Here is a 13,669-nt window from a genome sequence, read left to right as displayed (position 1 = left end):
CCAGATGGCAGGAGAGCGAGAAATCAGCGGTAATCAACCTCCACAATTGCCAGCGATTTTTCAGGATTAATGTACTTCATGCTGACAGAAGCCAGATCAGGGTAAGCACTCTGGCCATTCAGGGCATCAGCATAGCTCAGCGCACGCGTCTGCATCCGGTTATTCTCCGGGCATGACATGGAAAGTTGTTGAGGTCTGGCAGTGATTTCGCAGGGGTTGGAAACAATTGCGCCGTGAAAATGGATGACTCCACCGTTAACGAGAGTTTCTGAAAATGCAGGGTTCAGCGTGGCAGACATCGCCAGGCCAAGCCCTGTGATGAATTGAAATGTAAATCTGGTCACGATAATACTCCTCAATGAAAGTCGTCCTTGAGGGGTAAAAGCACTCCATGATGGCTAACAATGCGCAATGAAACATATTTGCAACATTGACTCACATTTTATAACAGCATAGTGACAAGAATCCGTTGCCGCCAGCCATTTCAATTCATTGATTTATTGAATGATTAGAGCACACTGCCCGGCGGCGACCACTGCTGGGATAAATGGAGCGATTTCCCGTCAGAAACGGTCACAGTGATCTTCACTGTGTCCCCTGCATCAATATTTAAACTCAGGCGCGTTAAATCAATCGTCTGATTAGCGGGTATAGAGACGGTATTTTGTTGTTGTGAAGTACTTTGACCGCCCTGCCCTTGTCGCATAGAAAGCACCTGGACCTGGCATTCACACGGCTCTGTCAGAATAACCTGCGGGATAATGGTCGTCATATTGCCTTGCTGGGAGGTTTTAAACGTAATTTGACTGGAGAGCGCCGCGAGGAGAATTAAGGTTTGCATGATGAACTCCCGAAAAAAAACAGGGCATATGCCCTGTTTTTTTGTAGCACAGATTTCAGTATTAGTACTGATGAGCTGACACGTGGTTACCAATACCAACCTGAGTAACGCTTACAGAAGAGTTAGAGGCAGTCTGGTCAACCAGTGCACCGTTAAGACCACCGTACTGGCTAACAGTCATAGTGGAGTCTTTGCTGTTCCACTGATCAAGTGTTGCACTGTTGCCAAAACCATTCTGAGTCAGGGAAATAGTACTGTCGTCAGAGCCCTGTCCAACATCTGCGCCATTACCGCCGCCGGTCTGGCTAATAGACAGAGTTGAATTTCTTGCATCCGACTGCAAGGCAACAGCTGAGTTACCGCCACCGCTCTGGTAAATATTCATGGTTGAATTTGGACCACCATAACCACCATGACCACCATGACCCCAACCACCTTGATCAATAAGACCCGCCATAGCACTACCAGAAACTACGATTGCTGCAAGTGCTGCCACTTTGAAAAATTTCATGGTAAAACCCCCATCGGATTGATTAAAGTCGCCGCTAAATAACTAGCGTTGAATAACGCGAATGGCCATTTGCGACTGTTTCTGCACTACAACTGCGGTTTTCTGCGTACCGTACTGCGTAATACTCGCCCTGTTACCCGACCCTTGCTGGATAATCTTTGCCGTATTACCGTATCCGCCCTGCGAAATATCAGCATCATTCGCGTAGCCGCTCTGAGCGATATATGCATAATTATAAGTCCCTGATTGATCAACTCTCGCTCTGTTGCCGACTCCATCCTGAGAAACAACGGACAGTAATTTAGAACCGCCCTGGCGAACCTGTGCATCATTATATGCACCCTGCTGACCAATAATGGCTGCCTGATTTAATGAGGAACGACTTAATTCATTAACTGCGAAGTTATATTCAGTATTTGCTAAATCTGAACCTGCCGCAGCTACAAATCCAGGCACACCCAGAAATGTAAACATCACAAATAACGATATGTTTTTCATGTTGTCACCCTGGACCTGGCTATACACAAATCGTAATGTGACTTCGTGTTAACCTGACTTGTATTTTGTTAACGCGTCGTTACGGTGAAGAGTATGTCTGCCGAAACATTTTAAATATCTCACCCGCGAGTCTTATTTTTATTCTTCGTTTCACCTCAAAGTATTAATTAATGCAAAAAAACGCTGTAATCAGTGCAGCTTAGTTTTTGTAAAAATATTTCCAGGGTAGAGGTTGTACAAAGCGGCAACGGCCTGTCCACCCTCTCCAGCCCGCACGTCTCACCCGCTGGCGGGATCATAATTTACACAGTGCGTGACACGAGGCATGTTTTCTTAAGGACACAACTCTCTCATTCGAAGGCTTAGGATTTTTCCAGAGCTCATACCTTACCGCTGCGTTTATTTAATAAATAATATTATTTAAAATCATATCGATATAAATATTTGTATGATTTTTAAAATGTGTGCAGGGTTATTACTATGTACAACTTTCCTATCAAAACTGAACAATTGAAATGTGTGTTTTTCACAAATTAATATTGATTTTTACATCTTGTTACACATTTAACACTTGCTTTAAAGTTTGTAAAAGCTAGATTGAAATCAGATGTACGAAATTTGTTTTATATTTACCTCCCGCTCTCCCGCTGGAGGTTATGGTCTGATTCTACACACAGCAGTGCAGCATCTGTCAGTACTTCTGGTGTCCGTTAATCCAATTAAGGGACAGCTGCCAGGTGTCATAAAAAAGTGGGGTTTCATCATGTATAATGAAGTCCATAGTTTACATGGTCATACATTACTGTTGATCACAAAACCTTCTTTGCAAGCGACAGCTTTATTACAACATTTAAAGCAATCTTTATCACTGAACGGGAAATTGCATAATATTCAACGTTCTTTTGATGATATTGCACCTGGCAGCATCATTCTTCTCGATATGATGGAAGCTGATAAAAAGCTTATTCATTACTGGCAAGATAATTTAAGCAGGAAAAACGGTGATGCTGCCAACTTACTGATTTAGTGTATGATGGTGTTTTTGAGGTGCTCCAGTGGCTTCTGTTTCTATCAGCTGTCCCTCCTGTTCAGCTACTGACGGGGTGGTGCGTAACGGCAAAAGCACCGCCGGACATCAGCGCTATCTCTGCTCTCACTGCCGTAAAACATGGCAACTGCAGTTCACTTACACCGCTTCTCAACCCGGTACGCACCAGAAAATCATTGATATGGCCATGAATGGCGTTGGATGCCGGGCAACCGCCCGCATTATGGGCGTTGGCCTCAACACGATTTTCCGCCATTTAAAAAACTCAGGCCGCAGTCGGTAACCTCGCGCATACAGCCGGGCAGTGACGTCATCGTCTGCGCGGAAATGGACGAACAGTGGGGATACGTCGGGGCTAAATCGCGCCAGCGCTGGCTGTTTTACGCGTATGACAGGCTCCGGAAGACGGTTGTTGCGCACGTATTCGGTGAACGCACTATGGCGACGCTGGGGCGTCTTATGAGCCTGCTGTCACCCTTTGACGTGGTGATATGGATGACGGATGGCTGGCCGCTGTATGAATCCCGCCTGAAGGGAAAGCTGCACGTAATCAGCAAGCGATATACGCAGCGAATTGAGCGGCATAACCTGAATCTGAGGCAGCACCTGGCACGGCTGGGACGGAAGTCGCTGTCGTTCTCAAAATCGGTGGAGCTGCATGACAAAGTCATCGGGCATTATCTGAACATAAAACACTATCAATAAGTTGGAGTCATTACCCCCCTTTGTGTGCTTATATCGATCCGATCCATTTTAATGGAAACTTAGGCAATCCGACAACATAATCACCGCTTTGTTCAGCTCGCTGGCTCAGGGATTAAGCAAGTGGAAGAACCTACATTTCACTTTGCGTGCTTATCCTGGAGACAGGGTGTCGGTCTTGGTGTAGGGTTGGCCTCGAATGTTACCATTATGAGTCTTAGGGATAAGGCGAAAAGTCTGAGAATGCACAAAGTTATATGAGCACTACTATACCTGTACAACGTGAATATTTCCTCGACTCGATCCGGGCATGGCTGATGCTATTGGGGATCCCCTTTCACATTTCATTGATTTACTCAAGCCACACCTGGCACGTTAACAGTCTGGAGCCCTCCTGGTGGCTCACCCTGTTTAATGACTTTATCCACGCCTTTCGGATGCAGGTGTTTTTTGTCATTTCCGGTTATTTTTCCTACATGCTGTTTTTGCGTTATCCGATTAAACGCTGGTGGAAGGTGCGTGTCGAGCGCGTGGGTATTCCAATGCTCACGGCAATTCCACTGCTGACGCTACCGCAGTTCATCATGTTGCAGTATGTCAAAGGTAAGGCAGATGGCTGGCAAAATCTGTCGCTGTATGAAAAGTACAACACCCTGGTGTGGGAACTGGTATCCCATCTCTGGTTCCTGCTGGTTCTGGTCGTGCTGACGACAATCAGCGTGCTGATTTTTAGCCGTTTGCGTCACCGCCTGAGCAATAAAGCCGGCACGTTCTTCGCCAGCATTACGCTCGGCAAACTGTCGCTGCTCTTTTTATTTCTGGGCATCGCGTATGCCGCGGTAAGGCGTACCCTCTTTATTGTCTATCCGCCTATTCTCAGCGACGGCCTGTTCAACTTTGTGGTCATGCAAAGCCTGTTCTATATTCCCTTCTTTATGATTGGGGCGCTGGCGTTTGTTTACCCAAAGCTGAAAGCCCTCTTTACCACCCCTTCCCCGTGGTGCGCTATTGGCGCGGCAGTGGCTTTTATCGCCTATCTGCTGAACCAGCGTTACGGCAGTGGTGATGCGTGGATGTATGAAACGGAAAGCGTGATCACCATGCTGCTGGGCCTGTGGATGGTCAATGTGGTGTTTGCCTTAGGCCACCGTCTGCTGAATTTCAAATCCACCCGGGTGACCTATTTCGTCAACGCCTCATTATTCATTTACCTGGTGCATCATCCGTTGACGCTGTTCTTCGGGGCATACATCACCCCGCACATTGCCTCAAATACCCTGGGCTTCTTCACCGGGCTGGTGTTTGTGATTGGGCTGGCACTGGTGATGTACGAAATTCATCTGCGGATCCCACTGCTGCGCTTCCTGTTCTCGGGTAAACCGCAAACTAAAGCATAAATAATTAGCGGCGCCTTCAGGGCGCCGCTGCTGTATTCAGACATCAAACTCCTGCCCGCGCTGGGTCAGAAGCCGCTGGTACAGGTGGGCCGTGTCTTCATCAAAACAGACAAAGAACACCTGTTCGGGCATCGGTTTCAGGGAAAGGTAGCGATAGACCGTATCCACCGCAATCGCCGCCGCCGCGGCTTTGGGATAGCCATACACCCCTGTACTGATTGCCGGGAAAGCTATGGTCTTATAGCCATTATCGGCCGCCAGGCGCAGGCAGTTGCGATACGCATCTTCCAGGATCCGCGCCTCATGATGTTCCCCCCCATGCCATACCGGCCCTACGGTATGAATCACCGCTTTGGCAGGCAGATTCCCCGCCAGCGTGATGACGGCGTGGCCAGGAGGGCACTCTCCTTGCTGCTGGCGCACTACTTTGCACGCCTCAAGTAATTGTGGGCCCGCAGCACGGTGGATAGCACCGTCCACACCGCCCCCGCCCATGAGTGATGGATTAGCAGCATTGACTATCACGTCAACATGCAATGTCGTGATATCACCGTGGATAACCTCTATTTGCGGTTTCATAAACACCCTCTGCGACCCGCCTTTTTATTAAGTGTACCGCACAGAGGTTGGGGAGAAAAAACTATTGCGGGAAAACCTCTCCCGCCAGATGGCAGGAGAGCGAGAAATCAGCGGTAATCAACCTCCACAATTGCCAGCGATTTTTCAGGATTAATGTACTTCATGCTGACAGAAGCCAGATCAGGGTAAGCACTCTGGCCATTCAGGGCATCAGCATAGCTCAGCGCACGCGTCTGCATCCGGTTATTCTCCGGGCATGACATGGAAAGTTGTTGAGGTCTGGCAGTGATTTCGCAGGGGTTGGAAACAATTGCGCCGTGAAAATGGATGACTCCACCGTTAACGAGAGTTTCTGAAAATGCAGGGTTCAGCGTGGCAGACATCGCCAGGCCAAGCCCTGTGATGAATTGAAATGTAAATCTGGTCACGATAATACTCCTCAATGAAAGTCGTCCTTGAGGGGTAAAAGCACTCCATGATGGCTAACAATGCGCAATGAAACATATTTGCAACATTGACTCACATTTTATAACAGCATAGTGACAAGAATCCGTTGCCGCCAGCCATTTCAATTCATTGATTTATTGAATGATTAGAGCACACTGCCCGGCGGCGACCACTGCTGGGATAAATGGAGCGATTTCCCGTCAGAAACGGTCACAGTGATCTTCACTGTGTCCCCTGCATCAATATTTAAACTCAGGCGCGTTAAATCAATCGTCTGATTAGCGGGTATAGAGACGGTATTTTGTTGTTGTGAAGTACTTTGACCGCCCTGCCCTTGTCGCATAGAAAGCACCTGGACCTGGCATTCACACGGCTCTGTCAGAATAACCTGCGGGATAATGGTCGTCATATTGCCTTGCTGGGAGGTTTTAAACGTAATTTGACTGGAGAGCGCCGCGAGGAGAATTAAGGTTTGCATGATGAACTCCCGAAAAAAAACAGGGCATATGCCCTGTTTTTTTGTAGCACAGATTTCAGTATTAGTACTGATGAGCTGACACGTGGTTACCAATACCAACCTGAGTAACGCTTACAGAAGAGTTAGAGGCAGTCTGGTCAACCAGTGCACCGTTAAGACCACCGTACTGGCTAACAGTCATAGTGGAGTCTTTGCTGTTCCACTGATCAAGTGTTGCACTGTTGCCAAAACCATTCTGAGTCAGGGAAATAGTACTGTCGTCAGAGCCCTGTCCAACATCTGCGCCATTACCGCCGCCGGTCTGGCTAATAGACAGAGTTGAATTTCTTGCATCCGACTGCAAGGCAACAGCTGAGTTACCGCCACCGCTCTGGTAAATATTCATGGTTGAATTTGGACCACCATAACCACCATGACCACCATGACCCCAACCACCTTGATCAATAAGACCCGCCATAGCACTACCAGAAACTACGATTGCTGCAAGTGCTGCCACTTTGAAAAATTTCATGGTAAAACCCCCATCGGATTGATTAAAGTCGCCGCTAAATAACTAGCGTTGAATAACGCGAATGGCCATTTGCGACTGTTTCTGCACTACAACTGCGGTTTTCTGCGTACCGTACTGCGTAATACTCGCCCTGTTACCCGACCCTTGCTGGATAATCTTTGCCGTATTACCGTATCCGCCCTGCGAAATATCAGCATCATTCGCGTAGCCGCTCTGAGCGATATATGCATAATTATAAGTCCCTGATTGATCAACTCTCGCTCTGTTGCCGACTCCATCCTGAGAAACAACGGACAGTAATTTAGAACCGCCCTGGCGAACCTGTGCATCATTATATGCACCCTGCTGACCAATAATGGCTGCCTGATTTAATGAGGAACGACTTAATTCATTAACTGCGAAGTTATATTCAGTATTTGCTAAATCTGAACCTGCCGCAGCTACAAATCCAGGCACACCCAGAAATGTAAACATCACAAATAACGATATGTTTTTCATGTTGTCACCCTGGACCTGGCTATACACAAATCGTAATGTGACTTCGTGTTAACCTGACTTGTATTTTGTTAACGCGTCGTTACGGTGAAGAGTATGTCTGCCGAAACATTTTAAATATCTCACCCGCGAGTCTTATTTTTATTCTTCGTTTCACCTCAAAGTATTAATTAATGCAAAAAAACGCTGTAATCAGTGCAGCTTAGTTTTTGTAAAAATATTTCCAGGGTAGAGGTTGTACAAAGCGGCAACGGCCTGTCCACCCTCTCCAGCCCGCACGTCTCACCCGCTGGCGGGATCATAATTTACACAGTGCGTGACACGAGGCATGTTTTCTTAAGGACACAACTCTCTCATTCGAAGGCTTAGGATTTTTCCAGAGCTCATACCTTACCGCTGCGTTTATTTAATAAATAATATTATTTAAAATCATATCGATATAAATATTTGTATGATTTTTAAAATGTGTGCAGGGTTATTACTATGTACAACTTTCCTATCAAAACTGAACAATTGAAATGTGTGTTTTTCACAAATTAATATTGATTTTTACATCTTGTTACACATTTAACACTTGCTTTAAAGTTTGTAAAAGCTAGATTGAAATCAGATGTACGAAATTTGTTTTATATTTACCTCCCGCTCTCCCGCTGGAGGTTATGGTCTGATTCTACACACAGCAGTGCAGCATCTGTCAGTACTTCTGGTGTCCGTTAATCCAATTAAGGGACAGCTGCCAGGTGTCATAAAAAAGTGGGGTTTCATCATGTATAATGAAGTCCATAGTTTACATGGTCATACATTACTGTTGATCACAAAACCTTCTTTGCAAGCGACAGCTTTATTACAACATTTAAAGCAATCTTTATCACTGAACGGGAAATTGCATAATATTCAACGTTCTTTTGATGATATTGCACCTGGCAGCATCATTCTTCTCGATATGATGGAAGCTGATAAAAAGCTTATTCATTACTGGCAAGATAATTTAAGCAGGAAAAACAATAATATCCGTTTGCTATTATTGAACACTCCTGATGAGTATCCTTTCAGAGACATTGAAAGCTGGCCGCATATCAATGGCGTTTTCTACGTCACTGAAGAAGAAGATCGCGTGGTAGAAGGGTTGCAGGGCATATTGCGAGGTGAATGTTATTTCTCGCAAAAACTTGCTAGCTACCTCATCACGCATTCTGGTAATTACCGCTATAACAGTTCAGAGTCCGCACTGCTGACGCATCGCGAGAAAGAGATCCTGAACAAGTTGCGCATTGGTGCTTCAAATATTGAGATCGCCCGTTCGTTATTTATCAGCGAAAACACGGTTAAGACGCACCTTTATAATCTTTTCAAGAAGATAGCTGTTAAAAACCGAACTCAGGCGGTGTCATGGGCAAACGATAACCTCAGGCGTTAACACCATGAAACGCACGTTGAGTTGGATTGCCGCAGCAGGCCTTCTGCTTGCTGCCGGGAACCTTCAGGCCGTTGAAGTGGAGATTCCCGGATTGTTAACTGACCATACGGTGTCATCTGTTGGCCACAATTTTTATCGTGCCTTTAGTGACAAGTGGGAAAGTACTTACCCTGGTAACATAACAATCAACGAACGGCCCAGTGCACGATGGGGAAGTTGGATAACGATAACGGCTAATCAGGACGTTATTTATCAAACGTTTTTATTCCCAACGAAAATAGACTTCGATAAAAACGTAGCCTTAGCTCTGGCACAAACTGAAGAGGCTATAAATCGCCTGCAAATAGACAAAGCGCTATTAAGCACACGCGATTTAGCAAAAGACGAGTTCTAGCGACCCTATATCCGGAGGCTGTCATGCGTATTGCACATGCAGTTATTTCGTTAATGCTAATTACACCGTTAAGCTGGGCCGGAAATATGACGTTCCAGTTCCGTAACCCGAACTTTGGAGGCAACCCCAACAACGGGGCATTCATGTTGAATGAGGCGCAGGCCCAAAACTCCTATAAAGACCCGAGTTATAAAGACTATACCGTTGACACGCCGTCAGCGCTGGATAACTTCACGCAGGCTATTCAGTCCCAGATCCTGGGCGGTTTGTTAACCAATATCAACACCGGCAAGCCTGGCCGAATGGTGACTAACGACTTTATTGTCGATATTGCCAACAAGGATGGGCAGCTTCAGTTAAATGTGACAGACCGGAAAACTGGAAAAACATCGACCATCCAGGTTTCTGGCCTACAAAGTAACTCGACAGACTTCTGAAAAACATCAAAATAAGGACAACGATCATGCAGCGCTTCCTGATATTTGTTGCAGTGTGCTTATTGAGCGGTTGTTTAACTGCTCCACCAAAAGAAGCTGCAAAACCTACATTAATGCCTCGGGCTCAGAGTTATCGTGATTTAACCCATTTGCCAGCACCAACCGGCAAAATATTTGTCTCGGTTTACAACATCCAGGATGAAACTGGACAATTTAAACCGTACCCTGCCAGTAACTTCTCGACTGCCGTACCGCAGAGTGCCACCGCAATGCTGGTCACCGCGCTCAAGGATTCTCACTGGTTCATCCCGCTGGAACGTCAGGGGCTTCAGAACCTGTTGAATGAACGCAAAATCATTCGTGCCGCTCAGGAAAATGGTACCGTTGCGAGTAACAACCGGATGCCTTTGCAATCACTCGCCGCAGCCAACGTTATGGTTGAAGGTTCGATTATCGGTTACGAAAGTAACGTTAAATCAGGCGGCGTGGGCGCACGTTACTTCGGTATCGGGGCAGATACGCAATATCAACTCGATCAGATAGCCGTTAACCTGCGCGTGGTGAACGTCAGCACCGGTGAAGTGTTGTCATCCGTGAACACCAGCAAGACCATTCTCTCGTATGAAGTGCAGGCTGGGGTGTTCCGCTTTATTGACTACCAGCGTTTACTGGAAGGTGAAATTGGTTACACCTCCAACGAGCCGGTTATGATGTGTCTGATGTCAGCCATCGAAACTGGCGTTATCTTCCTGATTAATGACGGTATCGACCGTGGTCTGTGGGATCTGCAAAACAAAGCCGATGCACAAAACCCGGTACTGGTGAAATACCGCGATATGTCGGTTCCTCCGGAATCCTGACAGGAAGCGCATAAAAAAGGCGAGATGATTATCTCGCCTTTTTTTATTCACTCACGGCCGTGATGTTTTGCGCTTTTTCGCGTCGGGCTGCAAGCCATAGACCGCTGTTCTTCATGGCATAGCCAAACAGTAAACCCACTACCAGCGACGGCACCACCAGCCTCCAGTCGCCCTGCCCGGCAAATGTCGCACAGGCACCAATAAAGGTGCCCGGCACAAACGACAACAGCATTTGCTTTGCCTGAATGCACATCAGAAATGCCACAACGCCCGTCATCACGTAGCCTACAATCTCGACATGCGGTGCCAGCGCGCTGCCTTTCATTATAACCAGCGCCCAGATAACACCGCTCAGCAACGTGCAGGCAGAGATAAACAGCCCTTTAACACCGCCCTGAGGGCAGGCAAAGTAAGCCGTACAGCCGAGGAACCCGGCCCAGCTTAATAGCCCGAGAGAAACCGCCACCCATCCCCATAAGCCGGAGAGAATGCCCGTTGTCATTGCAATGCAGAGTAATATGTTCATGGCGCGCATCTTAGCAGATACGCACCATAGAAATGCGATCAGAAGCACATTATGTGCAAGTTGAAATGTATCGTTGCAGGAATTGTGTGATCTAAATCACTCTTCATTCTCTTCCTGAAGATCGTCCCACATGGCCGCAATAGCATCGCGGGTCAGCGGAGCCAGAGTTCTCCAGAACGGTGATGTGGCGTGCGCTTCCACTTTGCCGAGGAACGTTCCGCACCACGGCAGCAGGAACTCTTCGAACAGTGTTTCGATAGCTTCACTTTCATCATCGCCAGACTGATCTTCAATCCAGGACGCCGCAAGAAGCAGCGTACCAATGTGGTCAGCCGGAGTATCCGCCAGCGGCATCCCGCGCTCAGTCAGAAACGCGCGGACTTCCGCTTCAGTTGCCCCTTCTTCCCACGCTGAACGATACGGGGCCACGCGGCACTCTTCACCCACGAACAACGCGTTGTAATCGGCAGAAACCTGCTGCATGTCGCAGCTTTTTTGCAGACGCACCAGCAGCTCATCCTGTTCCAGCGGCCAGTTTTGCGCCAGCTTTCCTTCCTGGATCATCGTATACAGCGGAGCCAGCAGCGGGTCTTGCGGCTGACGGTAGAACAGGGTACCCAGCACGCGGCAAAGGATAGAGAACTCATTCATTTTTTTATTCCATTACACAATTAAAGATCGGCAAATTCATCAATACGCGGCATCCCGCGCGATTCCAGGAAGTCGAGCATCCGGCGTGGCGTCACGTTCAGGATCTGCCCTTCCGGGAAACCAACGTCATTAAGCACTTTCAGGCACTCGCCGAAATCGCCGAGCGTAAAGGCAGTGTGCGAGTCAGACCCGAGCGCGACCATACCTCCTGCATCACGAACCGCAGCAGCCACTTCGCGGCAGTTGGCCTCGCTGCCTTTGCGCGAGTGAACAAATGAGGAGTTATTAATTTCCAGTGCTACGCGGTGTTTTGCTGCCGCCTGAGCAACAGCCTGAATATCAATCGGGTACTTAGGGTTCCCTGGGTGGCTGATGATATGCACGTTGCCGCTGGCAATAGCGGCGATCATCGCCTTTGTATTTGTTTCTTTATCCTGCGGAGCGAAAACAGGCTCATGGAAGCCCGCAATAATCAGATCCAGCGAGGTCAGCATCGGGCCGGTGCAGTCGATTTCACCGTCAGTGTTCTTAATGTTCGCTTCGATGCCGCGAAGGATCCCGACACCTTCAACCAGCCGTGGCCAGATGCGCATATTCACAAAATGCCAGTAGTGCGGAGCATCAGCCATATCAGGACCGTGATCGGTTATCGCAAAAAGCTTGATGCCTTTTAGCTTTGCTTGCGCGATGTAGTCATGGAGGGTGCTATAGGCGTGGGTACTGGCGACGGTGTGCATGTGCAGGTCAACGGGATACATCTTTCTCTCCTCTGCTGTTTTCCCAAGGATAGCAGTTATCAGCGGCGAATATTAGCAAAAACCCGGCGAACGCCGGGTTTCTCTTAGTAACCGCGCTGTCTGTCGACCTGCCCGGTAACGGTGTTGCCCTGCTCCATCTCACTGATGGTATGGGATATATAGGCTACTGCCTCCGCCGGACGCGTGACTGCGGCAACGTGCGGCGTCATGGCTACGCGAGGATGCGCCCAAAGCGGGCTTTCCGTTGGCAGCGGTTCGCGGCTATAGACATCCAGCATCGCGCCTTTGAGTTTGCCGCTGTCCAGCGCCGCCAGCAGATCAGACTCGACCAGGTGAACACCGCGTGCCAGATTCATTAAATAGCTCTGATCCGCTAGTTGGTTCAGAAGCGCTTTGTTGATGATCCCCACCGTTTCCGCAGTATTAGGCAGCAGGTTAATCAGCACGCGGGTGCCTTTCAGGAAGGCCGGGAGTTCGTCTGTTCCGGCAAAGCTTTCCACTCCAGGATAATCTTTACGGCTGCGGCTCCAGCAACGCAGAGGGAAACCCCACGGGGCAAGTGCTTCTGCCACTTTTGAGCCAAGCACGCCAGCCCCCAGAATACCGATGGTAAAATCTTCGCGGTGATAATCTGGCAACGGCTCCCAGTGGGATTGCTGTTTGAAGGCCTGGTAATCATCAAAACGGCGGAACCAGTGCAGAACCTGGCTCACGGCATATTCCTGCATTTGCTGGCCCATTCCGGTATCTTCCAGTCGGAACAGCGGGATATGTTCAGGCAACATCTCTGGATGCGCTTTCAGCTTACTCAGGATCGAATCCACGCCCGCCCCAAGTGCGAAGACGGCTTTCAGTTCTCGGCCCTGGAGCATCTCTACTGGCGGATGCCACACCAGCGCGTAGTCGGCATGTTCATGATCACCCCGTTTCCACTCGCGAACGCGCGCGCCCGGCAATGCTGCCGACAGTGCATCAATCCAGTAAGCCGTATCAAAAGTTGGGTGATAAAAGATAATATCCATAGCGATTTCTGCCTTTTATTGCGCGATTTTGTTTTCGTTTTCAACTGGATTGCCAGCATACCAAATTTACTGGCATTTGCGTTGTTGATAAAAAAAC

The 13,669-nt window shown here is 48.2% G+C and carries 19 protein-coding genes and 1 pseudogene; 7 read left to right on the top strand and 13 right to left on the bottom strand.

Features of this window, described 5'->3' with window-relative positions; genetic code table 11:
• Positions 1 to 23: 23 nt before the first annotated feature.
• From HV107_RS19425 to csgB (HV107_RS19410), 4 genes are all read right to left on the bottom strand, one after another.
• On the bottom strand, positions 24 to 344 hold the full coding sequence (locus tag HV107_RS19425) for a type 1 fimbrial protein (RefSeq protein ID WP_182060425.1): 321 nt from the start codon (positions 342 to 344) through the stop codon (positions 24 to 26).
• A gap of 164 nt (positions 345 to 508) precedes the next feature.
• The gene (csgC, locus tag HV107_RS19420) at positions 509 to 841 is read right to left on the bottom strand and encodes a curli assembly chaperone CsgC (protein WP_166716973.1); all 333 of its coding nucleotides are present in this window, start codon (positions 839 to 841) and stop codon (positions 509 to 511) included.
• A gap of 61 nt (positions 842 to 902) precedes the next feature.
• Positions 903 to 1,352, bottom strand: coding sequence for a curli major subunit CsgA (gene csgA / locus HV107_RS19415; RefSeq protein ID WP_182060424.1), 450 nt, complete (start codon positions 1,350 to 1,352; stop codon positions 903 to 905).
• A gap of 42 nt (positions 1,353 to 1,394) precedes the next feature.
• Positions 1,395 to 1,850, bottom strand: a complete 456-nt coding sequence (gene csgB / locus HV107_RS19410; protein ID WP_182060423.1) for a curli minor subunit CsgB — start codon at positions 1,848 to 1,850, stop codon at positions 1,395 to 1,397.
• 763 nt (positions 1,851 to 2,613) lie between these two features.
• On the opposite strand from csgB (HV107_RS19410), the pseudogene HV107_RS19405 reads away from it, so the two are divergent.
• From HV107_RS19405 to mdoC, 3 genes and pseudogenes are all read left to right on the top strand, one after another.
• Positions 2,614 to 2,874 (top strand): annotated as a pseudogene (locus tag HV107_RS19405) (transcriptional regulator CsgD); the annotation flags it as partial.
• Positions 2,875 to 2,905: 31 nt separating this feature from the next.
• A protein-coding gene (locus tag HV107_RS19400) for an IS1-like element IS1B family transposase (protein WP_095033700.1) occupies positions 2,906 to 3,603 on the top strand; the annotation gives its coding sequence in 2 pieces (ribosomal slippage) (positions 2,906 to 3,155 and positions 3,155 to 3,603; 699 coding nt in all).
• Between the two features lie 254 nt (positions 3,604 to 3,857).
• Complete coding sequence (gene mdoC, locus HV107_RS19395; protein ID WP_182060427.1) at positions 3,858 to 4,997, top strand: glucans biosynthesis protein MdoC; 1,140 nt, start codon at positions 3,858 to 3,860, stop codon at positions 4,995 to 4,997.
• A gap of 36 nt (positions 4,998 to 5,033) precedes the next feature.
• On the opposite strand, the gene ymdB is transcribed toward mdoC, so the two are convergent.
• The 5 genes from ymdB to csgB (HV107_RS19370) form a co-directional block, all read right to left on the bottom strand.
• Entirely contained in the window at positions 5,034 to 5,576 is a 543-nt protein-coding gene (gene ymdB / locus HV107_RS19390) for an O-acetyl-ADP-ribose deacetylase (RefSeq protein ID WP_182060426.1), read from the bottom strand.
• Between the two features lie 107 nt (positions 5,577 to 5,683).
• Positions 5,684 to 6,004 carry a type 1 fimbrial protein gene (locus HV107_RS19385; protein WP_182060425.1) on the bottom strand — a complete coding sequence of 107 codons (321 nt, stop codon included), beginning with the start codon at positions 6,002 to 6,004 and terminating at the stop codon, positions 5,684 to 5,686.
• Positions 6,005 to 6,168: 164 nt separating this feature from the next.
• Complete coding sequence (gene csgC, locus HV107_RS19380) at positions 6,169 to 6,501, bottom strand: curli assembly chaperone CsgC (RefSeq protein ID WP_166716973.1); 333 nt, start codon at positions 6,499 to 6,501, stop codon at positions 6,169 to 6,171.
• Positions 6,502 to 6,562: 61 nt separating this feature from the next.
• Positions 6,563 to 7,012 carry a curli major subunit CsgA gene (csgA, locus tag HV107_RS19375; protein ID WP_182060424.1) on the bottom strand — a complete coding sequence of 150 codons (450 nt, stop codon included), beginning with the start codon at positions 7,010 to 7,012 and terminating at the stop codon, positions 6,563 to 6,565.
• A 42-nt stretch (positions 7,013 to 7,054) separates the two neighbouring features.
• Positions 7,055 to 7,510: a curli minor subunit CsgB gene (gene csgB, locus HV107_RS19370; protein ID WP_182060423.1), complete on the bottom strand. Its 456-nt coding sequence runs from the start codon at positions 7,508 to 7,510 to the stop codon at positions 7,055 to 7,057.
• A 763-nt stretch (positions 7,511 to 8,273) separates the two neighbouring features.
• Between csgB (HV107_RS19370) and csgD the strand changes: the two genes are divergently transcribed.
• The 4 genes from csgD to csgG are packed head-to-tail and all read left to right on the top strand — an operon-like array spanning position 8,274 to position 10,615.
• On the top strand, positions 8,274 to 8,924 hold the full coding sequence (gene csgD, locus HV107_RS19365; RefSeq protein WP_166716974.1) for a biofilm master transcriptional regulator CsgD: 651 nt from the start codon (positions 8,274 to 8,276) through the stop codon (positions 8,922 to 8,924).
• Positions 8,925 to 8,928: 4 nt separating this feature from the next.
• Positions 8,929 to 9,318 (top strand): curli production assembly/transport protein CsgE, encoded by a 390-nt coding sequence (csgE, locus tag HV107_RS19360; RefSeq protein WP_182060422.1) that lies wholly within the window; start codon positions 8,929 to 8,931, stop codon positions 9,316 to 9,318.
• A gap of 23 nt (positions 9,319 to 9,341) precedes the next feature.
• Positions 9,342 to 9,755, top strand: a complete 414-nt coding sequence (gene csgF, locus HV107_RS19355; protein ID WP_014069736.1) for a curli production assembly/transport protein CsgF — start codon at positions 9,342 to 9,344, stop codon at positions 9,753 to 9,755.
• A gap of 26 nt (positions 9,756 to 9,781) precedes the next feature.
• Positions 9,782 to 10,615, top strand: a complete 834-nt coding sequence (gene csgG / locus HV107_RS19350) for a curli production assembly/transport protein CsgG (RefSeq protein WP_182060421.1) — start codon at positions 9,782 to 9,784, stop codon at positions 10,613 to 10,615.
• Between the two features lie 43 nt (positions 10,616 to 10,658).
• On the opposite strand, the gene HV107_RS19345 is transcribed toward csgG, so the two are convergent.
• The 4 genes from HV107_RS19345 to ghrA all read right to left on the bottom strand — a co-directional run bounded on the left by HV107_RS19345 (position 10,659) and on the right by ghrA (position 13,572).
• A complete protein-coding gene (locus HV107_RS19345; protein WP_182060420.1) occupies positions 10,659 to 11,141 on the bottom strand; it encodes a DUF1097 domain-containing protein in 483 nt (160 codons plus the stop codon).
• Between the two features lie 96 nt (positions 11,142 to 11,237).
• Positions 11,238 to 11,792, bottom strand: a complete 555-nt coding sequence (locus HV107_RS19340; RefSeq protein WP_182060419.1) for a molecular chaperone — start codon at positions 11,790 to 11,792, stop codon at positions 11,238 to 11,240.
• A gap of 20 nt (positions 11,793 to 11,812) precedes the next feature.
• Positions 11,813 to 12,550, bottom strand: a complete 738-nt coding sequence (locus HV107_RS19335) for a phosphatase (protein ID WP_182060418.1) — start codon at positions 12,548 to 12,550, stop codon at positions 11,813 to 11,815.
• An 83-nt stretch (positions 12,551 to 12,633) separates the two neighbouring features.
• Positions 12,634 to 13,572 (bottom strand): glyoxylate/hydroxypyruvate reductase GhrA, encoded by a 939-nt coding sequence (ghrA, locus tag HV107_RS19330; protein ID WP_182060417.1) that lies wholly within the window; start codon positions 13,570 to 13,572, stop codon positions 12,634 to 12,636.
• Positions 13,573 to 13,669: the final 97 nt, after the last annotated feature.

Source organism: Enterobacter sp. RHBSTW-00175, assembly GCF_013927005.1.
Classification (GTDB): domain Bacteria; phylum Pseudomonadota; class Gammaproteobacteria; order Enterobacterales; family Enterobacteriaceae; genus Enterobacter.
Note: the sequence above shows the minus strand (reverse complement) of the source record. Positions and strands in the feature narration are given on the sequence as shown.